Source organism: Psychrobacter sp. NG254 (assembly GCF_015277735.1).
Taxonomy (GTDB): domain Bacteria; phylum Pseudomonadota; class Gammaproteobacteria; order Pseudomonadales; family Moraxellaceae; genus Psychrobacter.
In genome coordinates this window covers 213,114-238,212 of sequence record NZ_JADHDA010000005.1, presented here as the reverse complement: position 1 = coordinate 238,212, position 25,099 = coordinate 213,114, and the positions used below count along the sequence as shown (strand labels likewise).

The window sequence follows — 25,099 nt, the reverse complement described above, 5'->3', positions numbered from 1 at the left end:
GGTATGAGAAAAACTCATACCTCATAGATTAGGAGTTCGCCATGTCTCGAGTTTGCCAAGTGACTGGAAAGCGCCCTATGGTGGGTAATAATGTTTCGCATGCAAACAACAAAACCCGTCGTCGCTTTCTACCAAACCTTCACCACCATCGTTTTTGGGTAGAGTCTGAAAACCGCTTTGTACGTCTACGTGTGTCTACCAAAGGTATGCGCACCATTGACAAACTTGGTATCGATAAAGTGCTAGCAGATATGCGCGCACAAGGTCAAAAAGTTTAAGTTAAGAATAGCAGCTGAGTGATGACTCTCATCATTTTGGCTGCTGTTTTGCTACATTCGTTGTGGCAACTTGCTCTTTTAGACACATACCTATCGTTTGAAGACCCCTCATTTACAGGAAAGCTATCATGAGAGATAAAATTAAATTAGTATCAACAGCTGGTACTGGCTATTATTACACCACTACCAAAAACAAGCGCACTATGCCTGGCAAAATGGAAATCAAAAAGTTTGATCCAAAAGTACGCCAGCATGTGATCTTTAAAGAAGCTAAAATCAAGTAATTACTATTTTAACCAATGGTATTATTTGAACAAAAAAAGGGTTTATCAATTGATAAACCCTTTTTTTGTGGCTGTCATTATCTGAATATTTATAGCTTGTACTGACGAGCCCCAAAGTATCAAAAAGTAGCAGTATTTGAGACTAGCTATAATGTGTTGGTTCTTTATCATAGACATGCGCATGCCACTGGCTCATCTGCTTTTGCATAATGACCTGAATTGCGGCATGAATCATATGCTGACCAATCGCCTGCGTATCGCTACCAAGTAGCTCTTTCAGCTTTTCAGAAAAATCAATGGTCATCAGTGGTGCTTCGTCTTGCTCAGCGTCACGCAGTAGCAATCTACCGTCATCCGCTTCCACCAACTCTAATGTGGTCTCTTTGGCAAATCCTGCAAATTGATCGCTACTCTCGTTATCTAATTCTATCTCATTATCGATATCATATGGCATTAATGTATTCCTTATTGTCCCGTTCGTCACGTGCAAACGAGATAGTCATTGCGAAGAAGCTATTCATTATAGAAATTGCATTTGGCAAACCTATCATCTTACAGTAACGCGGGGAAATCTGTCTTACTCATACAATGGACGCTTTGACACGGTAATTCAAGGGCTGTGATATAAGTCTTTGACATAATCGCAGCTTGAATCCGATGTGACTTGCATGAAATTAGTGCCAATAACGTAACTTTCCTAACGTAAATAAGAAAGCCACAAACATCCCAAGGTAATAAACCAGCTTTAGCTCAAGGGTCGGATCCCGATACTTAAAGGGTAATGCCACAGTGGCCGTCGCGGTAGGTAGTATCAACAGCATCAGTAGCCAGTTTTCAATGACATTTAGCCAACCTTGCAGGTCAGTACCATGGCGAAGTGAGGCCAGTCCTATGAGTAAGCAAGCGATGATTAAGCTGGTAAACAAACCATTTGGTAAGTCTTTTGGGTAAATAATATTGGCAATACTGGCAGGGACAATTCGCATATGAAATTCCAGCCATACTTGTAAAGCATGGCTTAATGATTAAAAATTTATATAAAAAAAACTACAACGCTATATGTATGAAGGAACACTCTATTTGCAGCGAAAGCCTTTAACTATAAGTGCCCATCAACCATAGCATCGATATACAAGACGTCAAATAGCCCAAGCTGATGGCATTCCAACTCTCTATCTGCAAGCCTTTAACTTTATTAAGTATGCGAGAACCCACCCAAAAAAACAGGGGAATACCTAACATAAAGGCAGGCACGATAACCGCAGCATGCCGCAGTACCATACCTACATCATCACCCACCATTAGGCGAAAGCCATAACCTGCCAAACTAAGTACAAGCGCAAACATAGCTAGCCCAATAGTTATACCTTTCGGGACTAAGCTGCGATGTTTTTCTTCACCGTTGGCTGATGACTGCTGCTCGTTGCCTATCACAGGGTCAGACGGCATTGATGATTTGACTGGTTTTTGCGTGTCCATATTCTACCTACCTTTACGTAACTTGCTGTTAGGCATCGTTATAAGTTATACAGCACATTTTTAAGACTTTTTGATCTAATAGCATTGGACCTGTTTGGTTATTACACCATATGGCAGTGATTGACGGCTATTAGCAATTATTAACAGTTATTAGCCAATGCTAGCTCTGCACGCATGGCATCAATGGCCGCTTTATAATCTGGTTGGTTAAATATCGCAGAACCAGCAACGAACATATCAGCACCCGCTTCAGCAATGGCGCGGATGTTGCTCGCTTTGATACCACCATCCACTTCTAATCTAATGTCGCGGCCACTGGTAATGATGCGCTGACGGACTTGGCGAACTTTATCTAAAGTACCCTCTATGAATGACTGGCCACCGTAGCCTGGGTTGACACTCATGAGTAGAATTTGATCCACTTTATCCATGACGTAGTCTAGATAATGTAACGGCGTCGCTGGGTTCAGTACTAGACCGCATTCTGCACCACCATCTTTGATCAGTTGCAGTGAGCGATCGATATGAGCGCTGGCCTCTGGATGAAAGGTAATGATACTCGCACCCGCTTCCAAAAACTGCTCAATCATACTATCAACAGGTGAGACCATCAAATGTACATCGATTGGCGCGTCAACCCCATAATCACGCAGCGCCTTACAAATCATGCTACCAAACGTCAAATTGGGTACGTAATGGTTGTCCATCACATCAAAATGAATCACATCGGCACCCGACTCTAATACCTTCTCCACTTCTTCGCCCAACCGTGCGAAATCAGCTGAAAGGATTGATGGTGCAATAAGATAAGGCTTAGCAGGACTGATCATAATTGAGCTACCTAATTCATGTTTATATAAAATATTGATAAATTAAAAAGAAAATTTTAACTGGATTACTTACTGAGTACTCGAAAGCTTTCAAGTACTTAATACTCAACCAATCAACGCTGCTTGTACTGAGTCTTACAATAGGCGCGGCCTACCTCAAATGAGCGTTTTGCTTCGTGCTTGGTCGCACGATTGCTGACTCGCTGACGCCATAAGCGAAAAGACGATGGCTTGAGCTCCTGACGCATGAGTTTAATGACACCCGTCTCATCGAGACCGTAGCTATGCTCTATCGCACCAAACGGCGTTCTGTCTTCCCACGCCATCTCTATCACACGCGATATTTGTGTCTCATCAAGCACTCTATCACCCGCTTCGTCAAATGTTTTTGCAATAAACTCATCTGACTTGAGTCGAGGTAATGCGTCGCTGCTGCTAGCGGCATTATTACGCTGCTTGTCTTTTAGCGCTGCATCCATATCAGCTTGCATAGTCGCTTTTGTAGAACTAGTATCTGCTGACTTATTCTTTGAATTAGAAGCGGTCAAATCTTGATAACTTGCCATAAAAATCACCTTTTGAGCATGAAATGGGATATCGAAAACACGTATTACGGTTGTCTACTTAGCAGCCTAGCTCAGTTGAGCCATGTGCCAATGATGTTCGATATGATCGTTAATCACTGTTTGAATAAAGTAATAGCTGTGATCATGACCCGCCTGATAACGTAATGTTAGGGGCTGATTGGCTTTTGTACAAGCCTCTTGTAGTTTGGATGTCTGCAGCTGACCCTCTGCTAAGAAGTTATCAGCGCCGCCTTGATCCACCAAAATATTTGAGTACTGCTGACCAACCTTTTCAATCATCTTTGAGGCGTCTGCTTGCGCCCATAGCGACTCATCATCACCGAAATACTCTGTATAAGCCGCCACGCCCCATGCCGACTCACTGGCCGCACACACAGGCGATAACGCGGATACACTGACGAATTTACTTGGGAACTTAAATCCTAGTAATAATGCACCATGACCACCCATCGAGTGCCCTGTGACACCAATGCTATGGATAGGAAACTCAGAGCGCAATAAGTCATATAGCTCATCAACGATGTAGCTTTGCATATTAAAATTATCCGACCAAGGCGATTGGGTTGCGTCAACATAATAGCTGGCACCTTGACCGACAAAATAGCGATCGTCGTTGGGTACATCGCTTTCCTCACTGCTGCGAGGCGAGGTATCAGGTGCGATTAATATCATGCCAAGCTCGCTACATTTTTGCTGGAAATGCGCCTTGTGAGTGACGTTGTCAGCGTTACAGGTCAAACCCGAAAGATACAATATCGCAGGACAGCGTCGCCCAGCCAATGCTTCATCAGGTAGATAAATACTAAACGTCATTGACGTCTTAGTCGATGTCGACTCATGACTATAATAATGCTGCTCGCCGTTAAAGCAGCGATTCACACTTTTTTGTGTAAGCTGTTTATTGGTGAGCAAACTATGACTATAAGATGTATGCATGAATGATGTCCTCTTTATCCAAAATAAGATCAGCGGTTATAGATAGCGACTGATAGTGTTTATTGATAGCTCTATTGCCTAAAGCACTGCTCGTAAGACCCATATACATTCTATGGAGCAACTACCTCTATACTGTTTAGTGATACATCAGCCCTATTGCCAGATGATGCATTGATCGTAGAGACGCTATTACTTGTGATACTGGCAACCGATGGACGGGCTTTGTCAAACAACACTTGCTCAAATGCAGGCAACGCTGTCTCCATCAGACTACCTACTGCCATTTGCGGCTCTGATGGCTCAAAGCCCATGTACAGCTCACGCTCTTGTACTCGATATGACGCATCCTTGAATGCGGCCTCAAAGCTGGTGTTTTCACGTAGGCTTTCGGCAAAAAATGCTTGACCAAAATACGTCATCTCAGCGCTGTTGGTACAGCCAAATGAGGCTTTATCAGCAGCAGATGCGGTAATCACCACGGTGGTCGGCGATGCCAGATCGTCAATGAATGAGCCTGAATAACAGGCAGACACAACGATGACACGCCAGCGAATTCCCGAAGCATCAAGTGCTTCACGCAACCATGACGCCTCTATATTGTCCATCGCAAGCGGTGGATTTTCTAGCTGTACGATATCTTCATTGCCGTGAGAGGACAGTGTCAAAAACAACACGTCTTCATCAGGATTCATCTGCTGACCAATCTTCTTTAGGCCACGTAAGATACTGGTCTTGGTTGCAATCGGCTCATCTAGCCAGCTATAGGTATTATTAATCAATGACAGTGAATGCCCACTGGTGCCAAAGCGCACATCGAACAGCTCACGTACTTTATTAATCTCAGAACGAAAGACGTTTTGATCAGAAAACCCGGCCACTCCCATGAAGTACCAGTCGGTCTTGCCATCGATACTTGGGTCTATACTGTTCAGTGCTTGCTGCAATAGACGCGGCTGCTCGTATAGTGCAGCTTCCTCTAAGACAGGCTCTACTGGAATTTGCTTAAATATAGGTTGATCAGCGACATTGCGTTGCCAGATAGTCAACAGCGCCACAGCACCAACCAATATAATAACGCGCTCCCACCATGGTATCCGTAGGCGGCGCGAAAAAATCCATAATAGCGCCAGCGTCTGCCATAAGAACAATACCAAAAACAGTACTGGCAAAAACGAGTAACTCCACTCTGATAACCACCCATAGCTACCAAAGAACTGCACCAAGCTCTGTAGTAGCGCTGATAATGTATCAGCCACTAGCCACAGCACAACAGGTACAAACACCAATGTTTGATTGCTGGCTCGCCGAGCCAAAATGATACCGCTTAATAAAATAATCATCGGCCAAATCAGATAACTGACCAGACCCTGCTCATTAAACATACTGCCCGTTTCAGCAGCCAACCAAGAAAACAAGACATTGCTACCGAGTGCCAATAGCGCAAATACGGCAAACTGTATAAAGGTGGGTTTGACCCAAGAAAAGGCACGTGTGGAGCCAACCAGCATCCATAAGGTTGCAATAATATTGGCAGCGAAATTTAGCGAAAAGCGCTGAAGTGACACGGTTTTTAACGACGTAAGTGACAAAGACTTAGACCTCTAGCCAGTCGAGAAAAATAAAATGACCCAATGATAACTGTCCTAATATAACCACCGTTTGCAGCAATCGACTTGTAATATTGTGCACGGCTTTATAGACATCTATTTATATTGAATTCACGATGGAATGTTTATAGAAGACGACTAGCTACCCTTAATATTTTAGCGTGCTAATCTATCGCGATTGTAACGGATTGTCGGTTAAGAGGATAAGGCTGATTTGTAAAATTCGCTCAAAAATTCGAATAAAAAAAGGAGGTCTTGCGTACAAGACCTCCTCTTACATCAATTACCAAACATTATCTCATCAATAGCTCATTGACGCGTTTTAGGTAAGCGGCTGGATCTTCTAATTGACCGCCGTCTGCCAACAATGCTTGATCAAAAATCACTTGTGCCAAATCATCAAATTGCTCGCTAGTCTCAAGCTTTTTGATGAGCGGATGATCAGGGTTCACCTCTAACGTTGGCTTACTCGCTGGTACATCTTGACCCATTTGCTGTAGCATCTGAATCATCTGTGGTGACAGCTCGCCTTCACCAACCACCAAGCAAGCTGGACTATCAACCAAACGCGTCGATACTTTGACATCTTTGGCACGCTCGCCAAGAGCAGCTTTTAGCTTGTCGACTATCGGCTTTAGCGTTTCTTGTGCTTTCTCTGCTTCCGCTTTTTCTGCTTCATCCTGCAAGTCGCCTAAATCTACAGCGCCTTTTGCGATGTTTTGAAGCGGGGTCTCATCGAATGAGGTTAGGAAGTTCATCGCCCACTCATCGACACGACCAGTCATCAAAATAACTTCGATGCCTTTTTTCTTGAATAGCTCAAGTTGTGGGCTGTTTTTCGCCGCTGCTAGATTATCAGCCGTGAGATAATAGATGGCTTTTTGGCCTTCCTTCATACGGGCTTTATAGTCTTCAAAGCTGGTAGTCAGTCCATCTTGTGTGCTGGTTGCATAGCGTAGTAGCTTGGCAATACGTTCTTTATTGCCCGCATCTTCTCCCACACCTTCTTTGATAACATCACCAAACTCTGCATAGAACTGAGCAAATTTTTCTTGCTTGTCAGCATCTTCACTGTTGGCAAGGCTAGCAAGCAACGTCAAGATACGGCGTGCGTTACCGTCACGGATAGACTTTACGTCACGAGACTCCTGTAATAGCTCACGGCTGACGTTTAGCGGCAAATCAGCTGAGTCAATCACCCCTTTCACAAAGCGCAGATACATCGGTAGCAATTGCTCCGCTTCATCCATAATAAAGACGCGCTTCACATACAGTTTTAGACCGTGCTGCTGGTCACGAGTATATAAGTCTACTGGTGCTTTTTTAGGGATATATAGCAGCTGCGTGTACTGTACACGGCCCTCAACACGGTTATGCGTCCAAGTCAGCGGCGCATCCATGTCATAAGAGATGTTTTTATAAAAGTCGACATACTCATCGTCTTCAATCTCAGAGCCTGAGCGTGTCCACAAAGCACTGGCTTTATTAATGGTTTCCCACTCATCAGTCAGCACCATTTCGCCGCCTACTGGCGCTTGTTCATCAGTGCTGTCATCTTCGGCTACGTCTTCTTGCCAGATTTCTTTACGCATCTGAATTGGCAAGCTGATGTGATCTGAGTACTTATTGACCAATTGCTTGATTTTAGCGCGATCTAGATAGCTGTCTTCGCCTTCAGAATACTCTTCTTTTAGATGCAAAGTGATTGCCGTGCCGCGCGTGGCTTTGGTGATAGGCTCAACGGTAAAGCTGCCTGTGCCATCCGATACCCAGCGTACGCCTGTATCCGCAGGTTCGCCTGCTTTGCGTGATTCGACACTGATGGTGTCAGCCACGATAAAGCCTGAGTAAAAACCAACCCCAAACTGACCAATTAATTGGCCTTCTTGCTTTTGTGATTCAGACAATTTGTCCAAAAATGCTTTGGTACCTGATTTGGCAATCGTACCCAAGTTTTCGATAGCATCGGCTTCATTCATACCAATACCATTATCGGTAAAGGTAATGGTCTTAGCGTCTTCATCGACGGCGATGCGGATTTTTAGCTCGCCGTCATCCTCATAAAGACTGTCATCATTGGTGCCTTCAAAACGCAATTTATCACAAGCATCGGAGGCGTTAGATACGAGCTCACGGACAAAAATATCAGCATTAGAATATAGCGAATGCGTGACCAAATGCAGTAATTGCGCCACTTCTGCTTCAAACGTATGTTTTTTTAGTTCTGGATTCAGACCTTCAGCTTGAGTTGCTTCACTCATAAAAACTCCTTTAAATTCTATGAAAGACCTATTATCAGATAACGATACATTTGCCAAGACAGCCTTCGTAATATGAGAAGACTTGCCGGATGTAATATCGTTAAACTGTCTATACTAATAGGGGCAGCAAAGAAAATTTCAAGCGTAAAAGGGTTAATCAATAAAAAACACCGCCTTAGTTCGCTAAGGCGGTGTTTTTTGTGAGCCATATACTCACATAATCATTAAAAAAGGCATATAGTCAAGTCTATATAAATCCGCTACATCGTCATCCTCGCTAAGCATACTAATGTATAACTTGCACTTGGTTTCCTTGTATCAAAATTATATTAAACTTTATTCTGAGTAAGCTTCTATCAATAAATCCCAAATGGTCGTCAGCTTACTTGAAAAATGGCTGTCTGTTTTCATAGTAACTTTTGATTTCATAGTATTCCCCAATACATCAGCAAACTTCTAAATCAATCTACTTTATCTTGTTGATTACTATTAAACCCCATTACCAGTCATTCGTATAATTAATTGATTTAACCATATTGTTTTGTTTTGCAAAACAATATGGTTTACTCTGATTCGTAGACTGCTTAACACTTATTGGTTATTGCAATTAATGGTTAGCGCGGCATCGGACGAATGGTGAGGATTTGCTCACTACGTCCAAAAGGCCCATACACATCGTGCAATACGGCACTGGTCAGCCCTATGCCATCATCACCGTATTGCTGTACTGCTTCAAGACCCAGCCAACGACCTTTTGGCGCGCGGTGCATGTGAATCTGCAAGTCCGTATTAGGGAACATCCACTCTAGTTTGGATAATCCCAGACCCAATCTTGGTACGACACCATTGGCAGTATCCACCATGCCCAGTAGATGCACGACGTCATCTGTTGGTACGCCTTCTATCATATCTACATCATTGGTAATCCATACCATACCGCGGCCAGGGCGACGATCGGGTTCAGCCACCAGACGCACGCTTTTGATAAAACCGCCTGGCCAGCCTTTCATATCATCCCAAACAGGCAAGTCTTCAGGCTTATGCTGTGCGTTCTGGTCTTCAAGACCTGCAATCGCACTCGTGTCTTGGGTCATCAGACGCCACGCCCTCGCAATGATCGCATCACGGCCACGGCTACTCATTACTGACTCAATCAGCTCAATGGTTTTGCCCGGACGAATACAGCGCGTAGTAATCGTAAAATCACCAAGCGGTATGAGCCCCAAAATATCCAAACTCACTCGTGCAAGACGCATATTGGCTTGCGGGGCAAAACCACTTAGCTCAGCAGTCAGCAAACCGGTGGCTGGTGCCATGTGCTGCTCATGCTCATTCCAAGCACCTTGTGCATGAAAGGTTGGCTGGTAGTGCGCCACACTGACGCCCTCTGATGGCTGTTCGCGTTTGATAAATTTGTAGTAAGCGGTCATGACTGTCCTATACGTTGTACGTTTTATTTATTGAGTCAGCTCGTGTTTTCTTAGCATGAGAATGGCACGAGTCTTTCTGATAAAAAATAATAACACAATCATGACCATGGTCAGTACGGCATACAAAGCCGTTTTGTCCGCCATAAACTTCATGATATTCATAATCAGTACAAATACCACAGCCACCGTCGCAAACATATTGAGCTTCAGCTGTGTATTCACCTCAGCGAGCGTGGCACTTGCCAATACAAATTTACTGTTTTGCTTTTTCATCCTAACCTGCTCATATAAATAGGTATTATTTGCCCACTTGGGTCACTGGAATTCGCAGGGCTTTTGGTAGGCTAAATGTCACGTTTTCCTCAATACCTGACAGCTCACTTGGCAAATCTCCACCCCAGTCTTGCAGCTGTTGCAAGACTTCTTGGATAAGCACTTCGGGGGCTGACGCGCCCGCCGTCACCCCAATACTCTGCACACCCTCAAACCAGCTACTGTTCATCTCACCGGCATTGTCAATTAAGTAGGCACGGCAGTCCATGCGCTCTGCTAGCTCACGCAAGCGGTTAGAGTTTGATGAATTTGGCGAGCCAACGACTAGCACTACCTCACAGCGACCGGCCAAGTCTTTGACCGCATCTTGGCGGTTTTGGGTGGCATAGCAAATGTCGTCTTTTCTAGGGCCTTGGATACTAGGGAACTTTTCACGTAGCGCATCGATCACACGAGCGGTGTCATCCATCGATAAAGTCGTTTGGGTCACAAATGCCAAACGCTCAGCATCCTGCACACTCAATGCGGCCACATCGCTCTCATCTTCAACCAGATGAATCTGCCCACCGTGGCGACGATTAAAGCGCCCCATGGTGCCTTCTACTTCTGGATGTCCTGCATGTCCGATTAACACCGCATCCATGCCATCTTGTGCAAACTTAGCCACTTCGATATGTACTTTGGTTACCAATGGGCAAGTAGCATCAAACACCGTCAGATCACGGCGCTCAGCCTCATCTTCGACGGCTTTTGAGACGCCATGCGCGGAGAAGATAACGATAGAACCATCAGGTACTTCATGCAGCTCCTCGACAAATACCGCACCGCGATTGGCCAAGTCTGACACCACAAACTTGTTATGTACGACTTCGTGACGGACATAAATAGGTGGCTCAAAACGTATTAATGCTTCGTTAACAATCGCAATCGCGCGGTCTACACCAGCACAAAAACCGCGTGGATTGGCAAGATAAATTTGCATAAGAAGGCCTATCATTGGATAATTTATGGGTAAAGCTTGTGATTGAAATCTTTGATGTCAAAGTTGGATACAAACCAATGCCCTACTTTAGCATAATTTGCTTTTATTGCCCTTGAAAATAGCGACACGCTCAGCACAATCTTTAATAATTTTGCTACGAGCGCGTGGCCTCATTTCACAGACATTCATTTGAAAGCATCAATAAAAATAAGCTAAATTGTCGTACAAAACCTGCTTCAACGTACATAGCAGTTTATAATGAGGCATCAATCATGATTTCTATCGCCATACATGATGGCATTTTTTCTTTTTTCCAGTTTTAAACAACCAAGACCACCCCTTTTGGTGTTTTATTCGGACATACTTTACTAGCACATATCTTACTAGGACAGACTGTATGACAGGTTCATTATTTATTATCACTGCCGCCTCAGGTACTGGCAAAACTTCACTGGTTAAGCAACTGCTTGCCACCACCAACGACTTAACGGTCAGTGTGTCTCATACCACACGCACTCCGCGCCCCGGTGAGCTCGATGGTCATCATTATCATTTCACCGACGTGGATAGCTTCACTAAAGCCATCGGCGAAAACAAGTTCCTCGAACACGCAGAAGTATTTGGTAACTATTATGGGACGTCAGAGCAAAGCGTGCGTACGCAGCTAGAGGCAGGCGTTGATGTCATCTTAGAGATTGATTGGCAAGGCGCGTTGCAAGTGAAAAAAATCTTTACTGAAGCGACAATGGTTTTTATCTTGCCGCCCAGTCTCGCCACCTTACGTCAGCGCTTATCGACTCGTGCACAAGATAGCATAGAAGTGATCGAGCAGCGTCTAGCAGGGTCCGTGAACGAGATGTCACAGTATGTGCATGCTGACTTTGTGATTATTAATGACAACTTTGAAGTGGCGCTGACTGAGCTAAAGGCCATTATCGTGGCAGATAGACAGACACTCGCGCGCCAGCAGCAGCGTTATCGTCGCACGATTAGTAACTTGCTAAATGATCAAGTAGAGGAGTAAACTGGTCAATATCGCTTATCTAGGGCTTATCTGATAAGTAGATATAAAAAGCAACTACGCGAGTTGGCAAAAAATGCTATAATATTTAGCTATCCCCCTTTATATTTTTGATATTATTTTTATTGAGTGGCGGGCAAAGTCCATCACTAATAAAAACAACCGAGGTAGCTGTTTATGGCACGAGTGACGATTGAAGATTGTTTGGATAATGTTGATAATCGCTTTGAGCTAATTTTGGTCGCAAGCAAGCGCGCGCGTCAATTGGCAAAAGGCATTGCTGAGCCGTTGGTTGATGTTGATAATGACAAGCCTACTGTATTAGCACTACGTGAAATTGCCGCTGGCAAAATCACACGCGACATTCTAAATCAGCCAGAGCATAACTTTGCTACTAGTTCATTAGATTTAGCATTGTCAGGCGATCACAGCTTCTAAGAAGCTGTTTTGATAAGGTAAATTTTGTGCAGGCTATAGAGTGAATAATGGCTCTATAAAATGGACACAGGCCTTGATCGACCATAGAGACCACAGCATAAGCTGTGGTTTTTTGGTTGTGTCTGTACTGCATTGGCTATTACGGCAACCGCTTGCTCTGCAATATAGACCATTAAGTTAGAATTTTTATATTTTTATAGCGCACGCTCGCTTATCAGTTGACATTGACAACAATTTGCGATTAATTAGAGAATAGCCTATTTGTTTTTAGATTTTGTCTGGTAGGCCAGCAGTCCGTCATCATTTACGTTGATAAATGATTAAGCTAAGTAGGTAGTGGAAACAGGATCATCACTTTATGAGTCAAACCTTACCCAAACTCAGTCATCACCTTGTCGATGATGCTCAATATAATTTGCTACGATCGGTGGGTTATCTGACTGCTGCTGAACGCCGTGATATTGTTGATGCCTGTGAGTTCGGCGATATTGCGCATATCAAAGACAAGCGTAAGTCAGGGGAACCTTATATCACGCATCCGATTGCAGTTGCTGAGATATTGGCTGGCTTTCGCTTGGATCGAAACACGATTATCGCTGCCATTTTGCATGACACGGTCGAAGACACTGATGTCAGTGACGAGCAAATCGAGCAGCGCTATGGCAAAATAGTTGCAAGACTGGTCGATGGTGTGACCAAATTAAAATCTTCTGCACACAATAAACAGCAAAACAAAGCCGCGACTTTTCATAAGATTCTGACCGCCACACTGGCTGATCCGCGTGTCTTGATTATCAAACTGGCTGATCGCCTGCATAATATGTCGACGCTTGATGCGGTACGTCCTGAAAAACAGCGTACCACTGCTCAGGAGACTTTGGACTTTTATGTGCCCTTTGCCCGTCTCATGGGTCTGAACGATATCGCTGATTATATCGAGGTGCTTTGTTATCGCAACCTTGATTCTGAGATGTATAGCAAGCTATCTGATAAGTTGCTACAGCATGGACTTGGGCGCAACTTCCAAAGAGAGTCTATTCACCGTTATTTGAGCATTGTCCTTAATAATTTGGATCTCAATGGACTGGTCAAGGTCTTAGACAATCAGGTTGTTATCTATCGCCAGTTTTTTCGAAACCGCGGTGAAATAAACACCTTACTACGCCATTATGCGTTTGAGATTGTCCTGGATAATATCGAGTCGTGTGACAAGCTTGCGTATTACCTGATTAAAAAGTATCAAATTGCTGATACGCACATCGCGGATAATATCCGCAGGCCACTGCCAGGTGGCAATCAATCACTGACGCTGATCTATGAGCGTGACAATGATGTTGTCAAAGTGACTATCTTGACCAAGCAAATGCAGAGTGCTGCGAGACTGGGTGTCATTGGTGCAGAACATGCCTCCGATGTCAGTCAATCCGTTATCCAAGCATCGTTACGTAATATGAAAGACTTGGTCGATGAAGACAATTTAAATCAGAATAACCCCGATTTTTCGGCAGCGGTTTCTACTATCAATGAGCTGATGGATTATCTGCACTCTAGCAAAATTATTTGTTATAGCCCAAAAGGCCGAGCTTATGAGCTACCACAAGGTGCCACAGCGTTAGACTTCGCTTATGCCGTTGGGCCTATGGTCGGCAATGTCGCCGTCGGTGCCAATATCGATGACAAGCCTGCAAAGCTCGGTACAGTAGTCCAAAATGGCCAAACGGTCGAGATTGAGGTCAATAGCCATTCGGAACCAAAAGCGGAATGGTTAGGGTTTGTGGTCACCAATAAAGCGCGGGAAGAGATTTTGCGTTGGTTCAAAGACCTATCTGCTGCTGACAAACAGCATCATGGACGTCAAGCATTGGATCGGGCACTCAAAACCTATCAAAAAAGTCTCGATGTCTTAACAGACAGCGATTGGAAAGACCTGACCGAATGGCGCGGATTGACTGAAAAAGACGCATTGTTTGAACAGATAAGCTCGGGCACACTCTTGCCGCAACTGGTCGTCACCCGATTATTTAATGATGAAGTCAGTGATTTAAATGCAAAAGTGTATAGCGATGACATGACACAGCCGCAGCAGTTAATTGCTAATGCCTCTGGGGTTGAGCTTGATTTTGCCAATTGCTGTCATCCGATCTATGGTGATCCGATCGTTGGACATTTATCACGCCATGGTCTGGTCGTCCATCGACACAAATGCTTCTCGCTAGATGACATTCGTAAAGACAACCCTTATCAAGTTATCCAACTCCGCTGGCGTAGCGACAATGCTGTGAAGCAAGGTGATATCAGTGAGCTCGACATAAAAAACAGTGGTAAAATTCGCTTTCCAGCTTATCTTAAGCTGTCTATCGCGCTTAGCGACGAGCAAATCAGTGAAGTTATCTATCATTTACGCCAGTTGAATATGGGGGTAGAAACCGTCGATGTACGCAGCACGGATACCATCCTGCATATCATTGTCCGTAGTCGCAATCATTTGGCGCAAGGTATTCGTGAACTACGTTCATTGTTAGGGTTCCCTAACATCATACGGCTATATCAATTATAATATTGTCTGTCTAGCGAGATTAACTACAAGGTACTTACTTCGTCAGACCAAAATATATACTGTCGAGATGTTGATATTTTCGACAGTAATGATACCTATCATTGCTATCTTTCAGTAGCAAACCAACCAATAAAATACCAAAAGGACATCATATGACTCGTCAAACTATCCAAACGGATAAAGCCCCTGCAGCAGTCGGTACTTACTCTCAAGCGGTTAAAGTCGGCAATACTGTTTATATTTCAGGTCAATTGGGTTTTGATCCTGAGACCATGGAATTGAGAGAAGGGTTTAAAGCACAGGCTGAGCAAGTGTTTGAAAACATCAAAGCGATCTGTGAAGCCGCTGGTGGCAGTCTAAATGACGTGGTTAAGTTCAATGTGTCTTTGACTGACTTAAGTGATTTTGCGGTATTAAACGAAGTATTCGTTGCCAATCTAAGCGAGCCATACCCTGCCCGCGCTGCCGTACAAGTCGCTGCTTTGCCTAAAGGCGGTGTGGTCGAAATCGAGTCTATCCTATATATTGAATAAGACCGATAGTCAGTACTATTCTATAAGTCGATCCATCATAAGCTTAGCATCATGCTAAGCTTATTGGTCTCTACCCTTTTATTTTAAAACAAGATTACTCTAATAAACCTGTGAAGCCGTTTATGTTGGTACAAGTTGCCCTGCCTGTTCCCCTTTATCGGGTATTTGACTATAGCCTACCGGCCAATATGGAGGGTTTGCCAAATGCCTCGCTACCACAGATAGGTAGCCGTGTTGAGGTTTCATTTGGTCGTCAGACATTGATTGGCATCGTAATCGCTCATGTCGATCAAAAAGACAGCAGCGTACCCATCAATAAAATAAAACCCATCAATCAGTGTTTGGATGCTGAGCCTATACTAGAGCCTAGTATGCTAACTCTTACCTATTGGCTGGCACGTTACTATCATTATCCGCTTGGTGATGTCTTATCCGTTATTCTGCCAAGCCTCGTTCGTCAAGGCAAACCCTTAGACTTACTGATTACGCATTGGCGAATCCTGACGCATATCACTGATGATGATTTTCGTGCCAACGCAAAAAAGCAAAAGCAGCAGTTCGATATGCTAAAGCTACATGGTCAGCATGGCGCGAGTGAAGATGTCCTGCTATTAGAAGGTATGCAGCGAACCTTCCTAAAGACGCTCGAAGACAAAGGTCTTATCGAGCGCTATATCGAGCACAAACAAGCACCTGCTCCCGTTAAACTGGCAAAAATGCCACTTGATCTCAATGATGAGCAAAAGCTTGCCGTCGACGCGATTATTGCTGCACATGAGTCCGAGAACTATACTGGTTTTCTGCTAAATGGTATTACTGGCAGTGGCAAAACTGAGGTCTATCTGCAAGCGATGCAAGCGGTGCTAGAAGCTGGCAAACAGGTGCTGATTTTGGTACCAGAGATTGGGCTGACACCGCAAACGCGTGCACGGTTCGCCAGTCGCTTCGCCGCCCATATTGTCTTATTACATTCTGGGATGACCAACACCCATCGCTTGCAAGGTTGGCAGGACTGCCGTACGGGACATGCTCAAATCGTTATTGGTACGCGCTCAGCGGTGCTATATCCCTTTGCTAATCTGGGACTCATCGTCGTGGATGAAGCCCATGATGGCTCGTATAAGCAGCAAGACACACTGCGTTACCATGCCGCTGACGTCGCACTTTATCGCGGCCATCAGTACAAAATCCCCGTTGTGCTTGGTACGGCAACGCCTTCTCTTGAGCATCTAAAACTGGTCGATGATGGCAAGCTGGTAGAATGTCAGCTGCTGACTCGTCCTGGCAATGCCAGACCTGCAACCATGCAGCTAATCGATGCACGCTTGCAAAGCACTCATCAGCAAGCACAAGATGATGGTGCGCGCTACGATACAGGGTTGACAGACGCCTTGATTGGGGCAATCAAACAAACACTAGAAGCAGGCGATCAGGTATTAATATTTTTGAATCGTCGTGGCTATGCGCCTGTCTTATTGTGCGAAGCGTGCGGCTGGCAGGCGGACTGCCCGCGCTGTGACGCTCATCTGACCGTTCACTATAACAGCGGATCTCAGCACAGCAACTATTCAGCCAATTCTTATTTGAAATGCCATCACTGCGATTGGCAAGCCTACATTCCTACTGTCTGCCCTGATTGCGGCAGTCAAAATCTAGATGCCAAAGGTATGGGAACCACAAGGCTCAGCGAAAACCTACATGCCATCTTTGCCAATCCCCAAACCAGCAAAGAGCTCTATCCGATTATTCAAATCGACCGTGATACCACAAGGCGCAAAGACAGCTGGGAGAATATCTATCAGCAAATTAATCGAGGCAATCCTGCCATATTGGTCGGCACGCAAATGGTCGCTAAAGGTCATCATTTTCCCAATGTCACGCTGGTTTGCTTGCCTAATGCCGATCGAGGCTTCTTATCAGCAGACTTTCGCTCACCAGAGCATACCGCGCAGCTCATGATTCAGGTAGCAGGCCGTGCAGGGCGCGGTGACAAATCTGGGCGCGTCTTAATCCAGACCTTGCAACCTGATAACGAGCTGCTGTTAAAACTGGTCAAAGACGGTTATTTGTCATTTGCTCGCGAGCTGCTGCAAGAGCGCAAAATGATGGGCTTACCGCCTCATAGCCATGCTGCATTGATACGCTGTGAAGGCAAAACATTAGCAGCCACCACGCAAGCACTCAAAGATGCCATTGCTCATTTGCCACATGCTCATAATCTCGCTGTCCTCGGACCTATTGATGCACCAATGAGCAAAAAGAACAGCCGCTATCATGCACAGCTGTTGCTCTTAGCCAAAGACCGGCGGCAGCTGCACCATGTATTGAATCAATGGTGGCAACCCGTTCTAGCCTTGCCAAGTGCTAAGTATCTCAAACTTACCTTGGACATCGACCCTGTCGGCTGGTAACCCTAATATACAAATCGAATAGCCGATATCACTGCCTCTTTCCTCTATCACCTGCATATTTACTTCGTTGTTACAGCGTCTGATACTTGGCTATGTTAAATTTATAGCTATAGTCAAATATTATGCGATAAAGCCCCTACACTTTTTTTGAGTATTGGTTAATTAGCACATCAATCAGCAGACTTGAGTGTCGTTATGAATCAAAAAAATTCAAACGCCAAAGCGCATTCTCACACTCATCAGAATAAGGGCACTGATATGCCTGACCATCTAAAAGATAATACTGAGCATCATTACACCCCTAATGCTCAAGACAACCACGATCATGATGGGCATTTAGAGCAGACGATAGCATCACAAGATACCAGAGGTTATCAGCGCACCTTACTCTTTAGCTTTGTCATCATCACAGGTTATATGTTCATTGAGGCGATTGGTGGCTGGCTAACAGGAAGCTTGGCACTGCTGTCTGATGCAGGGCATATGCTCAGCGATGCGATAGCGCTAGGTGCAACCCTCATGGCATTCAAAATTGGTGAAAAAGCCGCCACCCATCAAAAAACCTTTGGCTACAAGCGTTTTGAGATACTGGTCGCTATGTTGAATGGCGCGACACTCGTCATTATCGCTCTGATGATTTTTTATGAAGCGATTAAACGCTTTAACGCCCCGCCAGACATTGCGACCCGAGGGATGCTGATCGTTGCCACTGTCGGCATGTTGGTTAATATCTTGGTCGCATGGCTTATGCACCGAGGCAACCAAGGTGGAGAGTCGCATGATCATGGTCATGGTCATGGTACGGATGATGCTAAGGTCGCAGAGCAGAAACCTAGTAATACAGAACCCGTTAACCTTAATATGCAAAGTGCTTATTTGCATGTATTGAGCGATTTATTAGGTTCTGTTGCTGCCATTATCGCAGCTTTACTGATGATAGCGTTTGGTTGGATATGGGCAGATGCGGCGGCGTCTGTCATCGTTGCCGTGCTTATTTTAGTCAGTGGCTACCGTGTCGTACGTGATTCTGTGCATATATTAATGGAAGGCACGCCTGCCAATATATCGCTAGTCGATGTGGCGCAAAAACTACTCGCGCATCCTCAAGTACAAAAGGTGCATGACCTCCATGTCTGGAGCATTACTAGCGGACTTAATGCACTCTCTTGTCACGTGGTGGTCGATGGTGAAATGAGCATTCATGAGTCAAGTATCCTGATTACCAGTCTTGAACAAAGCCTATTAACATTAGGCATTCATCATGCCACTATCCAAGTTGAAAGCTCATCGCATCCACAAAACAGCCTTCATAGCGACACTCTCGTTTGTGACATATCAGAGCGCCCAATAAAAACAGCAGGTGGCCATATCGGGCACTCACATTAAATAGATATTGCAGTGCCTATTTGTGAATTATCAAACACGCCTTAAACACGAACGCTGTTCTAGCATGTTAAAATATCGAAAAAGTCAGCGCGACTGGCATATTGTCACGATAATTGCTGTATATTTAAATAACTTATTAACGTTTACTTAATGAATTCCTACTATGTCTAGACGCTCAGCTCCCTTTGTTGCCCCCAGCCATATTGATGGTAACGATGACCCTACGTCGACAGCTGGCAAAAAATATGCCAAAGCGTTGCTATCAACCTTGCAAGAAGACATTGCCAATTTTCGTAATGAAAAATTCCCACCTGATATTCTAAGGCAGGTTCGCGATATGCCAATCTATGAGGGCAATCTGGCTGAAGTGCAGACCTATCAGCAGCAGTGGAATAGTCTGCTTGAGCGCGCAAACACCTTTTACCCAGCGGCCAATCTGCCACCTGATTACCTGCCGCTACCAGCCAGCCTAGAGATACCACAGTTTATCTATCATGTTCAGCGTTTGCATCTGACAAAAACTCACGCCAAAGAATCCAAAAGCTTTGGCTCAGTAGGTGCATTGACTGATAAGTGTGGACACTATAGTGATGATGAGATTGTGCGCATGACAGCGGTACTCGATAACGATGATGAGGCGCGTTTGGTGGCTCATCGTGAGTTTATCGATTTGCGTGCTTACGTTTTTTGCCGTGATACTAAGGGTGAGATGTTAGAGCCTGAGCGCGTACGTTTCTATCGTACTGGACTCATCGTACATGCACTACCTGACTTTAAGATTGTCGATAGCAGGCAGACACCGCGCAAACGTCGTAATGATGCATATAGCAACCCCCTTGCAGACAATGGTGTGTGGAAAATTTATCGTAAAAAATAATAAGTATTAGCGCGATATTTTTCAAACGTACTTTTTTAATCCTCTCTATTTTATATTGTTTACTTTATTTCAATTTTTAAGGAGCCCAAATGTTTGCTGCTGCCGCTGGCTCACCAAATCTCATGTTGCAAGCCACTATCTTTTTGGGAGCAGCGCTGCTCTTCGTCCCCCTTGGCAAACGCTTTGGTATTGCAACCGTTTTAGGCTATCTCATCACCGGACTCATATTGGGTCCAAGTGGATTGGATGTAGCAGGCGACGCAGAGAGCCTATTGCACTTTTCAGAATTTGGCGTGGTCATGCTGCTGTTCATTATCGGGCTTGAACTGCAACCTTCACGGCTTTGGGCGCTGCGCCGCTCTATATTTGTATTGGGCGGTTTGCAAGTTGGTCTGACTGGTACGCTACTCATGTGGCTGTTGCATCAGTTTTTCTCCTTACAACTAGATACCGCTTTTATCGTGGGTTTTGGTTTGGCGCTCTCCTCTACTGCGTTTGTGCTACAGATACTGACCGAAAAACAGCAGCTCTCAAGCACACATGGTCGAGAAGCATTTACTATCCTTTTATTCCAAGATATCGCCGTCATTCCGTTACTGGCCGTCATTCCGTTCTTGTCAGGGGTGCGTGAACAAAGCTACGATTTGATTTATTTTGGTAAAGTATTCGCTGTTTTTGCTGGACTGATTTTCGCCAGCCGTTATGTGGTTCGACCCTTCTTTAAATTTGTGGCCTCCAGTGGTGCGTCAGAGCTACTGACAGCGGTCGCGCTATTTATTGTGATGGGCGTGTCTATCTTGATGGGTCAAATCGGTCTATCGATGGCATTAGGCGCATTTTTGACTGGTGTGTTGCTAGCAGATTCTGAGTACCGTCACGAGTTAGAAGCCAGTATCGAGCCATTTAAAGGCTTACTATTAGGTCTATTCTTTATGTCGGTCGGTATGCTCACCGACGTAAAACTCATTTTGGCAGAACCCATCTTTATTATTGGCTGTGCGCTCGCCTTGATGTTTATCAAGTTTGCGGTGATTGCAGGTATCGCAAAAGCATCAGGCAATCGCTGGCCGACCAGTATCAGATTGGGCGTGACCTTGGCCCAAGGTGGTGAGTTTGCTTTTGTCCTATTTAGTGTCGCCACTGCCCAAAACGTCTTACGTCCTGAGCTTGCCAATACCTTAAACCTTGTGGTTACCATCTCGATGGCACTGACACCACTAGCATTCTTGTTGTTAGAAAAAGTGGGCGAACCGTTATTTGCTAAGAGCAAACCGAGCCGCGAATACGATACGATTCCCGATCATGAACATCAGGTTATTATCGCGGGCTTCGGCCGTGTCGGTCAGATTATCGGCCGTGTACTGCGCATGCATAATATCGAATTTACCGCCATCGAACGCTCTGCAAACCGAGTGGATTTTGTACGTAAATTTGGTAATCAAGTCTATTATGGCGATCCAAAAAACCCCGAAATTCTACGAGCGGCAGGTATTCAAAAAGCGCGTGTATTTATTCTTGCCATCGATGACTTAGAACGCTCTATTACTACCGCTCAGTATCTTCGTAAGAATTACCCTGAACTGATTGTATTGGCAAGAGCGCGGGATCGTCAGCATTACTATCGTCTGCGCGAAGTTGGGGTCCGTCATATTTGGCGTGAGACGTATTTGTCGTCTTTAGATATGTCACGTGAGTCGCTACAACTACTCGGTATCTCACCAGAAAAAGCACGCGAAACGGTGCAAACTTTCCGTGATTATGATGATGATTTGATCGAGCGTCAGCAAGCCATTTATGATGACGAAGCCAGTATGATTGAATCGGCGCAGTCAGCGATGGCAGAGCTCGAAAGCTTGTTTGACGAGGATATCGGTAAGGCACGTAAAATGGATTTGACCGATTTTTATGAGGCATTAAAGAGTCAGGCAACACCAGTGGATGAGCCTGATAGTACCGCAAAAGATGCTAAACATTAGCAAAAAATAAGTAGCTGCAGCCCTCAATCAGCGATACAGTTTGGGGGCGCTTGTTTCTTGTTCAGCGAGCTTGTACAGCTCCAGTCATCACTGTCTGGGATGTGATAAAAAACCAAAGTTTGATCGTTTAGATAGCGTATGGGGAATGTCACATTTTGAATCGTTGCCACCACCGCACAGTCGGTGCTGAGCACGCCAGCGGCTTGGGTATCGACATACATACGTAGTTGCTGCTGTTCGGTACTAAGAGGTAGATTTACTGGGCATTGGCCTGTCTGCTGATAAATCAACGCCACTCGGTTTTGTGCGTTTTTGGCAATATCATAAGTATCGAACAGCACTGCATTTTCTTTTGGTTTAGCAATGATAGGTAAAAATTGCACCTTGATGACCAATAGCGAAAAAGCAAAGAGTCCAAACCCTAATGCCAATCCAAATAAGCTGACGCCGCCCTCTCTTTGCAGATGCGACTTCTGTTTTGCCTCGTCTCGCGGATGGTCATTGATAGCATCAGCGATCTCACGTCGCGCCATTCGATAATAATACGCATCCGTCCAGCGCGCCACCATAGCAGACCAAAATAGCCAAATCATAGCCGCAATACCGATACGGGTGGCCATCTGGTCAGCATCTGGCACATAGGACATCGCGACGAACTCAAAAGCCACGAGCACGATGGCCACGTTTAGCTGGATGAATGACCATCCTGCCACGCTATAGACAATGGCATCCATATAGCGCTTACGGTATAGCAACCAAGGAAAAGTGATAAAAAATGCAGCCCAATGCCATTTCGGTGATAGGTATCCCTGCCGATCAAACTGCTCAAAGCGTTTAAGATAATAACGTTGGGTACGATTACCAATGAACCATTTATCCAACTGCTGACGCTTGGTAGGCGTTAATGATTCTTGATAAAAAGGTGGCGGTGAGTCCGTCTCAATAAATAGCATGGCAATACGCTCTACTGATTCTTAGAAAAATGTCTAGAAACTGTCATTATATGATAACGCCAAAACTCATGTGTAGTATACAGAAACCATCACACTAACCAGCAAACACGCTAAAAGCGGATTGTACATTCACAGTTGTATGGATTTAACTTATAATAAGCAAACATCACTTACCTAATTAAGCCTTACGAATCCTATGAGTCAACCTACTGATATCAATGACACCATCAATAGTACTGATACTACTGATGAACACACTCTCAATAGCACTAATGAGCCTATCGATACGGACACCAGCGAGAGCCAAGAGATAGAGCCTAACTCTGACAAGCATATTCGTATCGTCAATACGTTTATGAAGCGCCGCACGCACATGAATAAGAACGCTGAGCTGGCACTGACTGCGCCAGAGTTTTCTGAGTATCTGGTCAATAATAGTTTCGGTGATGGCGACCTTACCGGTATTGACAACCTACGCACGTTATTCGCTGATAGCCCAAACGGCTCTGATGCCCCACTTACTTTAGAGATTGGTTTTGGCTTAGGCGTTTCATTTATTGAGATGGCAGCCGCTGAGCCTAGCCGTAACTTTGTCGGGGTCGAAGTGCATGAACCTGGTATTGGCAAATGCGCTTATATGGCGGGTACACAAGAATTAAGCAATGTCAAAATCATCAATGGTGATGCCATTCAATTGCTCAAACAATTGCCAGAAAACCATATTGACCGTATTCAGCTTTATTTCCCTGATCCATGGCAGAAAAAACGTCATTACAAACGTCGTTTTGTCAGTCCTGAACGTATGACTATCTTAACGCGTAGTCTAAAACAAGGCGGTTGGTTCCATGCGGCGACTGACTGGGAGCATTATGCATTTTGGATGGTTGAAGTATTGGATGGTTTTGCTGGATTGACCAACAAAGCGGGCGCTGGCAATTTCACTGACCGTCCTGACTTTCGTCCAATGACTAAGTTTGAGCGTCGTGGTCTTGACCGTGGTCATGGTGTTTGGGACTTAATCTATATTAAAGACTGATAGAGACTCTTTAACTCTCGATAATTTTGATAAAGCGGCTATCTGATGTAGCCGCTTTTTTGTGCCTATTTTTTATGTCTATATATAGTCTTGCTATTGCACCTATTAATATGCTTAACGAGATTTTAATCGTCATTCTGTGGTCACACCCCTGACTTTAAAGGCCTATAGTATGGCAATACGTGGAATAGTCTAAATTATCATTATGTGAAACATCGGTCTCACAGCCGCGTTTATTGATTAAATATTGTCTTTATAAGTATTAAACGCACAGTATGAGAGGCTTCTAGTATATCGCTTGTTCGCGCAAACATAGGTACTATAAGGGCTTGCAGAGTTCTCCCCATAAGCTGTGGATAACCCTGTGTATAAGTCGCCACTTGACAACTATATGGCTAGGTAACTTAAAGGTTAAGGTAAAATCGTTCATTTTTTGTACAATTTAAAATTTGTTTAAAATCATATATTTACATTAAATAGATAACCATAGAAAATTATTTTAAATATTTTTTTAAATATTTAAGGTATCGATGATGTTTCACAAACCATAAAATTAAACACATTATTTGTTGTGGACAACTCCTGAATCTATTGACAAGCGAAGTCATTATCAGGTCCTAAATCATATCCGTATTAGTTGCCATCTCTGTAAATTTCAGCGGTATACCATACGACATCTAGTGTCGCTTAGTGTGTTTATGACCCTAATTTAAGGCTTAGATTTTGTTATAATTACTCTATCAAATCAGCCATCTTAATAAGCCGTGCTAAATAACTAGCACCCATAATATGACCTGAGAAACCTATCACTATAACTAATAACGAACTTATTTTTACTGCTCTCGCTATTTAATTTTACTGTATAGTAAAGCGATATCTTCGATACTACTACCGATACCCTTTATGTGACAACCTATTTTTAAACAAAATAGTCAAACAAGAATTACCTGCTTAATAACAGTCA

23 protein-coding genes are annotated in these 25,099 nt (G+C 44.3%); 11 read left to right on the top strand and 12 right to left on the bottom strand.

Annotated elements, in window-relative coordinates; all coding sequences use genetic code 11:
• Positions 1 to 41 precede the first annotated feature (41 nt).
• Both rpmB and rpmG read left to right on the top strand, forming a co-directional pair.
• Positions 42 to 278, top strand: a complete 237-nt coding sequence (rpmB, locus tag IP510_RS10410) for a 50S ribosomal protein L28 (protein WP_194364745.1) — start codon at positions 42 to 44, stop codon at positions 276 to 278.
• A 128-nt stretch (positions 279 to 406) separates the two neighbouring features.
• The gene (gene rpmG / locus IP510_RS10405; RefSeq protein WP_010201403.1) at positions 407 to 562 is read left to right on the top strand and encodes a 50S ribosomal protein L33; all 156 of its coding nucleotides are present in this window, start codon (positions 407 to 409) and stop codon (positions 560 to 562) included.
• Between the two features lie 142 nt (positions 563 to 704).
• Here rpmG and IP510_RS10400 read toward each other — a convergent pair whose 3' ends face one another.
• The 11 genes from IP510_RS10400 to ispH all read right to left on the bottom strand — a co-directional run bounded on the left by IP510_RS10400 (position 705) and on the right by ispH (position 10,947).
• Complete coding sequence (locus tag IP510_RS10400; RefSeq protein WP_194364743.1) at positions 705 to 1,016, bottom strand: hypothetical protein; 312 nt, start codon at positions 1,014 to 1,016, stop codon at positions 705 to 707.
• 220 nt (positions 1,017 to 1,236) lie between these two features.
• The gene (locus IP510_RS10395; protein WP_194364741.1) at positions 1,237 to 1,548 is read right to left on the bottom strand and encodes a hypothetical protein; all 312 of its coding nucleotides are present in this window, start codon (positions 1,546 to 1,548) and stop codon (positions 1,237 to 1,239) included.
• Positions 1,549 to 1,657: 109 nt separating this feature from the next.
• Positions 1,658 to 2,011, bottom strand: a complete 354-nt coding sequence (locus IP510_RS10390; RefSeq protein WP_413786484.1) for a hypothetical protein — start codon at positions 2,009 to 2,011, stop codon at positions 1,658 to 1,660.
• A 170-nt stretch (positions 2,012 to 2,181) separates the two neighbouring features.
• Complete coding sequence (rpe, locus tag IP510_RS10385; protein WP_194364739.1) at positions 2,182 to 2,871, bottom strand: ribulose-phosphate 3-epimerase; 690 nt, start codon at positions 2,869 to 2,871, stop codon at positions 2,182 to 2,184.
• A gap of 113 nt (positions 2,872 to 2,984) precedes the next feature.
• A complete protein-coding gene (locus IP510_RS13920) occupies positions 2,985 to 3,233 on the bottom strand; it encodes a TIGR03643 family protein (protein WP_320154199.1) in 249 nt (82 codons plus the stop codon).
• 270 nt (positions 3,234 to 3,503) lie between these two features.
• On the bottom strand, positions 3,504 to 4,394 hold the full coding sequence (gene fghA / locus IP510_RS10375; RefSeq protein ID WP_194364738.1) for an S-formylglutathione hydrolase: 891 nt from the start codon (positions 4,392 to 4,394) through the stop codon (positions 3,504 to 3,506).
• A gap of 110 nt (positions 4,395 to 4,504) precedes the next feature.
• Entirely contained in the window at positions 4,505 to 5,983 is a 1,479-nt protein-coding gene (locus IP510_RS10370) for a C13 family peptidase (protein ID WP_194364736.1), read from the bottom strand.
• Between the two features lie 311 nt (positions 5,984 to 6,294).
• Positions 6,295 to 8,262 carry a molecular chaperone HtpG gene (htpG, locus tag IP510_RS10365; protein ID WP_194364735.1) on the bottom strand — a complete coding sequence of 656 codons (1,968 nt, stop codon included), beginning with the start codon at positions 8,260 to 8,262 and terminating at the stop codon, positions 6,295 to 6,297.
• A 614-nt stretch (positions 8,263 to 8,876) separates the two neighbouring features.
• Positions 8,877 to 9,692 (bottom strand): thioesterase family protein, encoded by an 816-nt coding sequence (locus IP510_RS10360; protein WP_194364734.1) that lies wholly within the window; start codon positions 9,690 to 9,692, stop codon positions 8,877 to 8,879.
• Between the two features lie 27 nt (positions 9,693 to 9,719).
• Positions 9,720 to 9,965 (bottom strand): hypothetical protein, encoded by a 246-nt coding sequence (locus IP510_RS10355; protein ID WP_194364732.1) that lies wholly within the window; start codon positions 9,963 to 9,965, stop codon positions 9,720 to 9,722.
• A gap of 25 nt (positions 9,966 to 9,990) precedes the next feature.
• On the bottom strand, positions 9,991 to 10,947 hold the full coding sequence (gene ispH, locus IP510_RS10350) for a 4-hydroxy-3-methylbut-2-enyl diphosphate reductase (protein ID WP_194364730.1): 957 nt from the start codon (positions 10,945 to 10,947) through the stop codon (positions 9,991 to 9,993).
• A 397-nt stretch (positions 10,948 to 11,344) separates the two neighbouring features.
• Here ispH and gmk point away from each other — a divergent pair, with 397 nt between their 5' ends.
• From gmk to IP510_RS10310, 8 genes are all read left to right on the top strand, one after another.
• Positions 11,345 to 11,971 (top strand): guanylate kinase, encoded by a 627-nt coding sequence (gmk, locus tag IP510_RS10345; RefSeq protein ID WP_194364729.1) that lies wholly within the window; start codon positions 11,345 to 11,347, stop codon positions 11,969 to 11,971.
• A gap of 174 nt (positions 11,972 to 12,145) precedes the next feature.
• Positions 12,146 to 12,406, top strand: coding sequence for a DNA-directed RNA polymerase subunit omega (rpoZ, locus tag IP510_RS10340; RefSeq protein ID WP_057761396.1), 261 nt, complete (start codon positions 12,146 to 12,148; stop codon positions 12,404 to 12,406).
• A gap of 358 nt (positions 12,407 to 12,764) precedes the next feature.
• On the top strand, positions 12,765 to 14,963 hold the full coding sequence (locus IP510_RS10335; RefSeq protein ID WP_194364727.1) for a RelA/SpoT family protein: 2,199 nt from the start codon (positions 12,765 to 12,767) through the stop codon (positions 14,961 to 14,963).
• A 152-nt stretch (positions 14,964 to 15,115) separates the two neighbouring features.
• A complete protein-coding gene (locus IP510_RS10330; RefSeq protein ID WP_010201437.1) occupies positions 15,116 to 15,496 on the top strand; it encodes a RidA family protein in 381 nt (126 codons plus the stop codon).
• Positions 15,497 to 15,618: 122 nt separating this feature from the next.
• A complete protein-coding gene (locus IP510_RS10325; RefSeq protein WP_194364725.1) occupies positions 15,619 to 17,907 on the top strand; it encodes a primosomal protein N' in 2,289 nt (762 codons plus the stop codon).
• Between the two features lie 258 nt (positions 17,908 to 18,165).
• Complete coding sequence (locus IP510_RS10320) at positions 18,166 to 19,293, top strand: cation diffusion facilitator family transporter (protein WP_413786483.1); 1,128 nt, start codon at positions 18,166 to 18,168, stop codon at positions 19,291 to 19,293.
• Between the two features lie 163 nt (positions 19,294 to 19,456).
• Positions 19,457 to 20,170, top strand: a complete 714-nt coding sequence (locus tag IP510_RS10315) for a hypothetical protein (protein ID WP_194364722.1) — start codon at positions 19,457 to 19,459, stop codon at positions 20,168 to 20,170.
• A gap of 89 nt (positions 20,171 to 20,259) precedes the next feature.
• Entirely contained in the window at positions 20,260 to 22,146 is a 1,887-nt protein-coding gene (locus tag IP510_RS10310) for a monovalent cation:proton antiporter-2 (CPA2) family protein (RefSeq protein ID WP_194364720.1), read from the top strand.
• Positions 22,147 to 22,169: 23 nt separating this feature from the next.
• Here IP510_RS10310 and IP510_RS10305 read toward each other — a convergent pair whose 3' ends face one another.
• A complete protein-coding gene (locus tag IP510_RS10305; RefSeq protein ID WP_194364718.1) occupies positions 22,170 to 23,099 on the bottom strand; it encodes a DUF2628 domain-containing protein in 930 nt (309 codons plus the stop codon).
• A gap of 196 nt (positions 23,100 to 23,295) precedes the next feature.
• Here IP510_RS10305 and trmB point away from each other — a divergent pair, with 196 nt between their 5' ends.
• Positions 23,296 to 24,135: a tRNA (guanosine(46)-N7)-methyltransferase TrmB gene (gene trmB / locus IP510_RS10300; protein ID WP_194364717.1), complete on the top strand. Its 840-nt coding sequence runs from the start codon at positions 23,296 to 23,298 to the stop codon at positions 24,133 to 24,135.
• Positions 24,136 to 25,099: the final 964 nt, after the last annotated feature.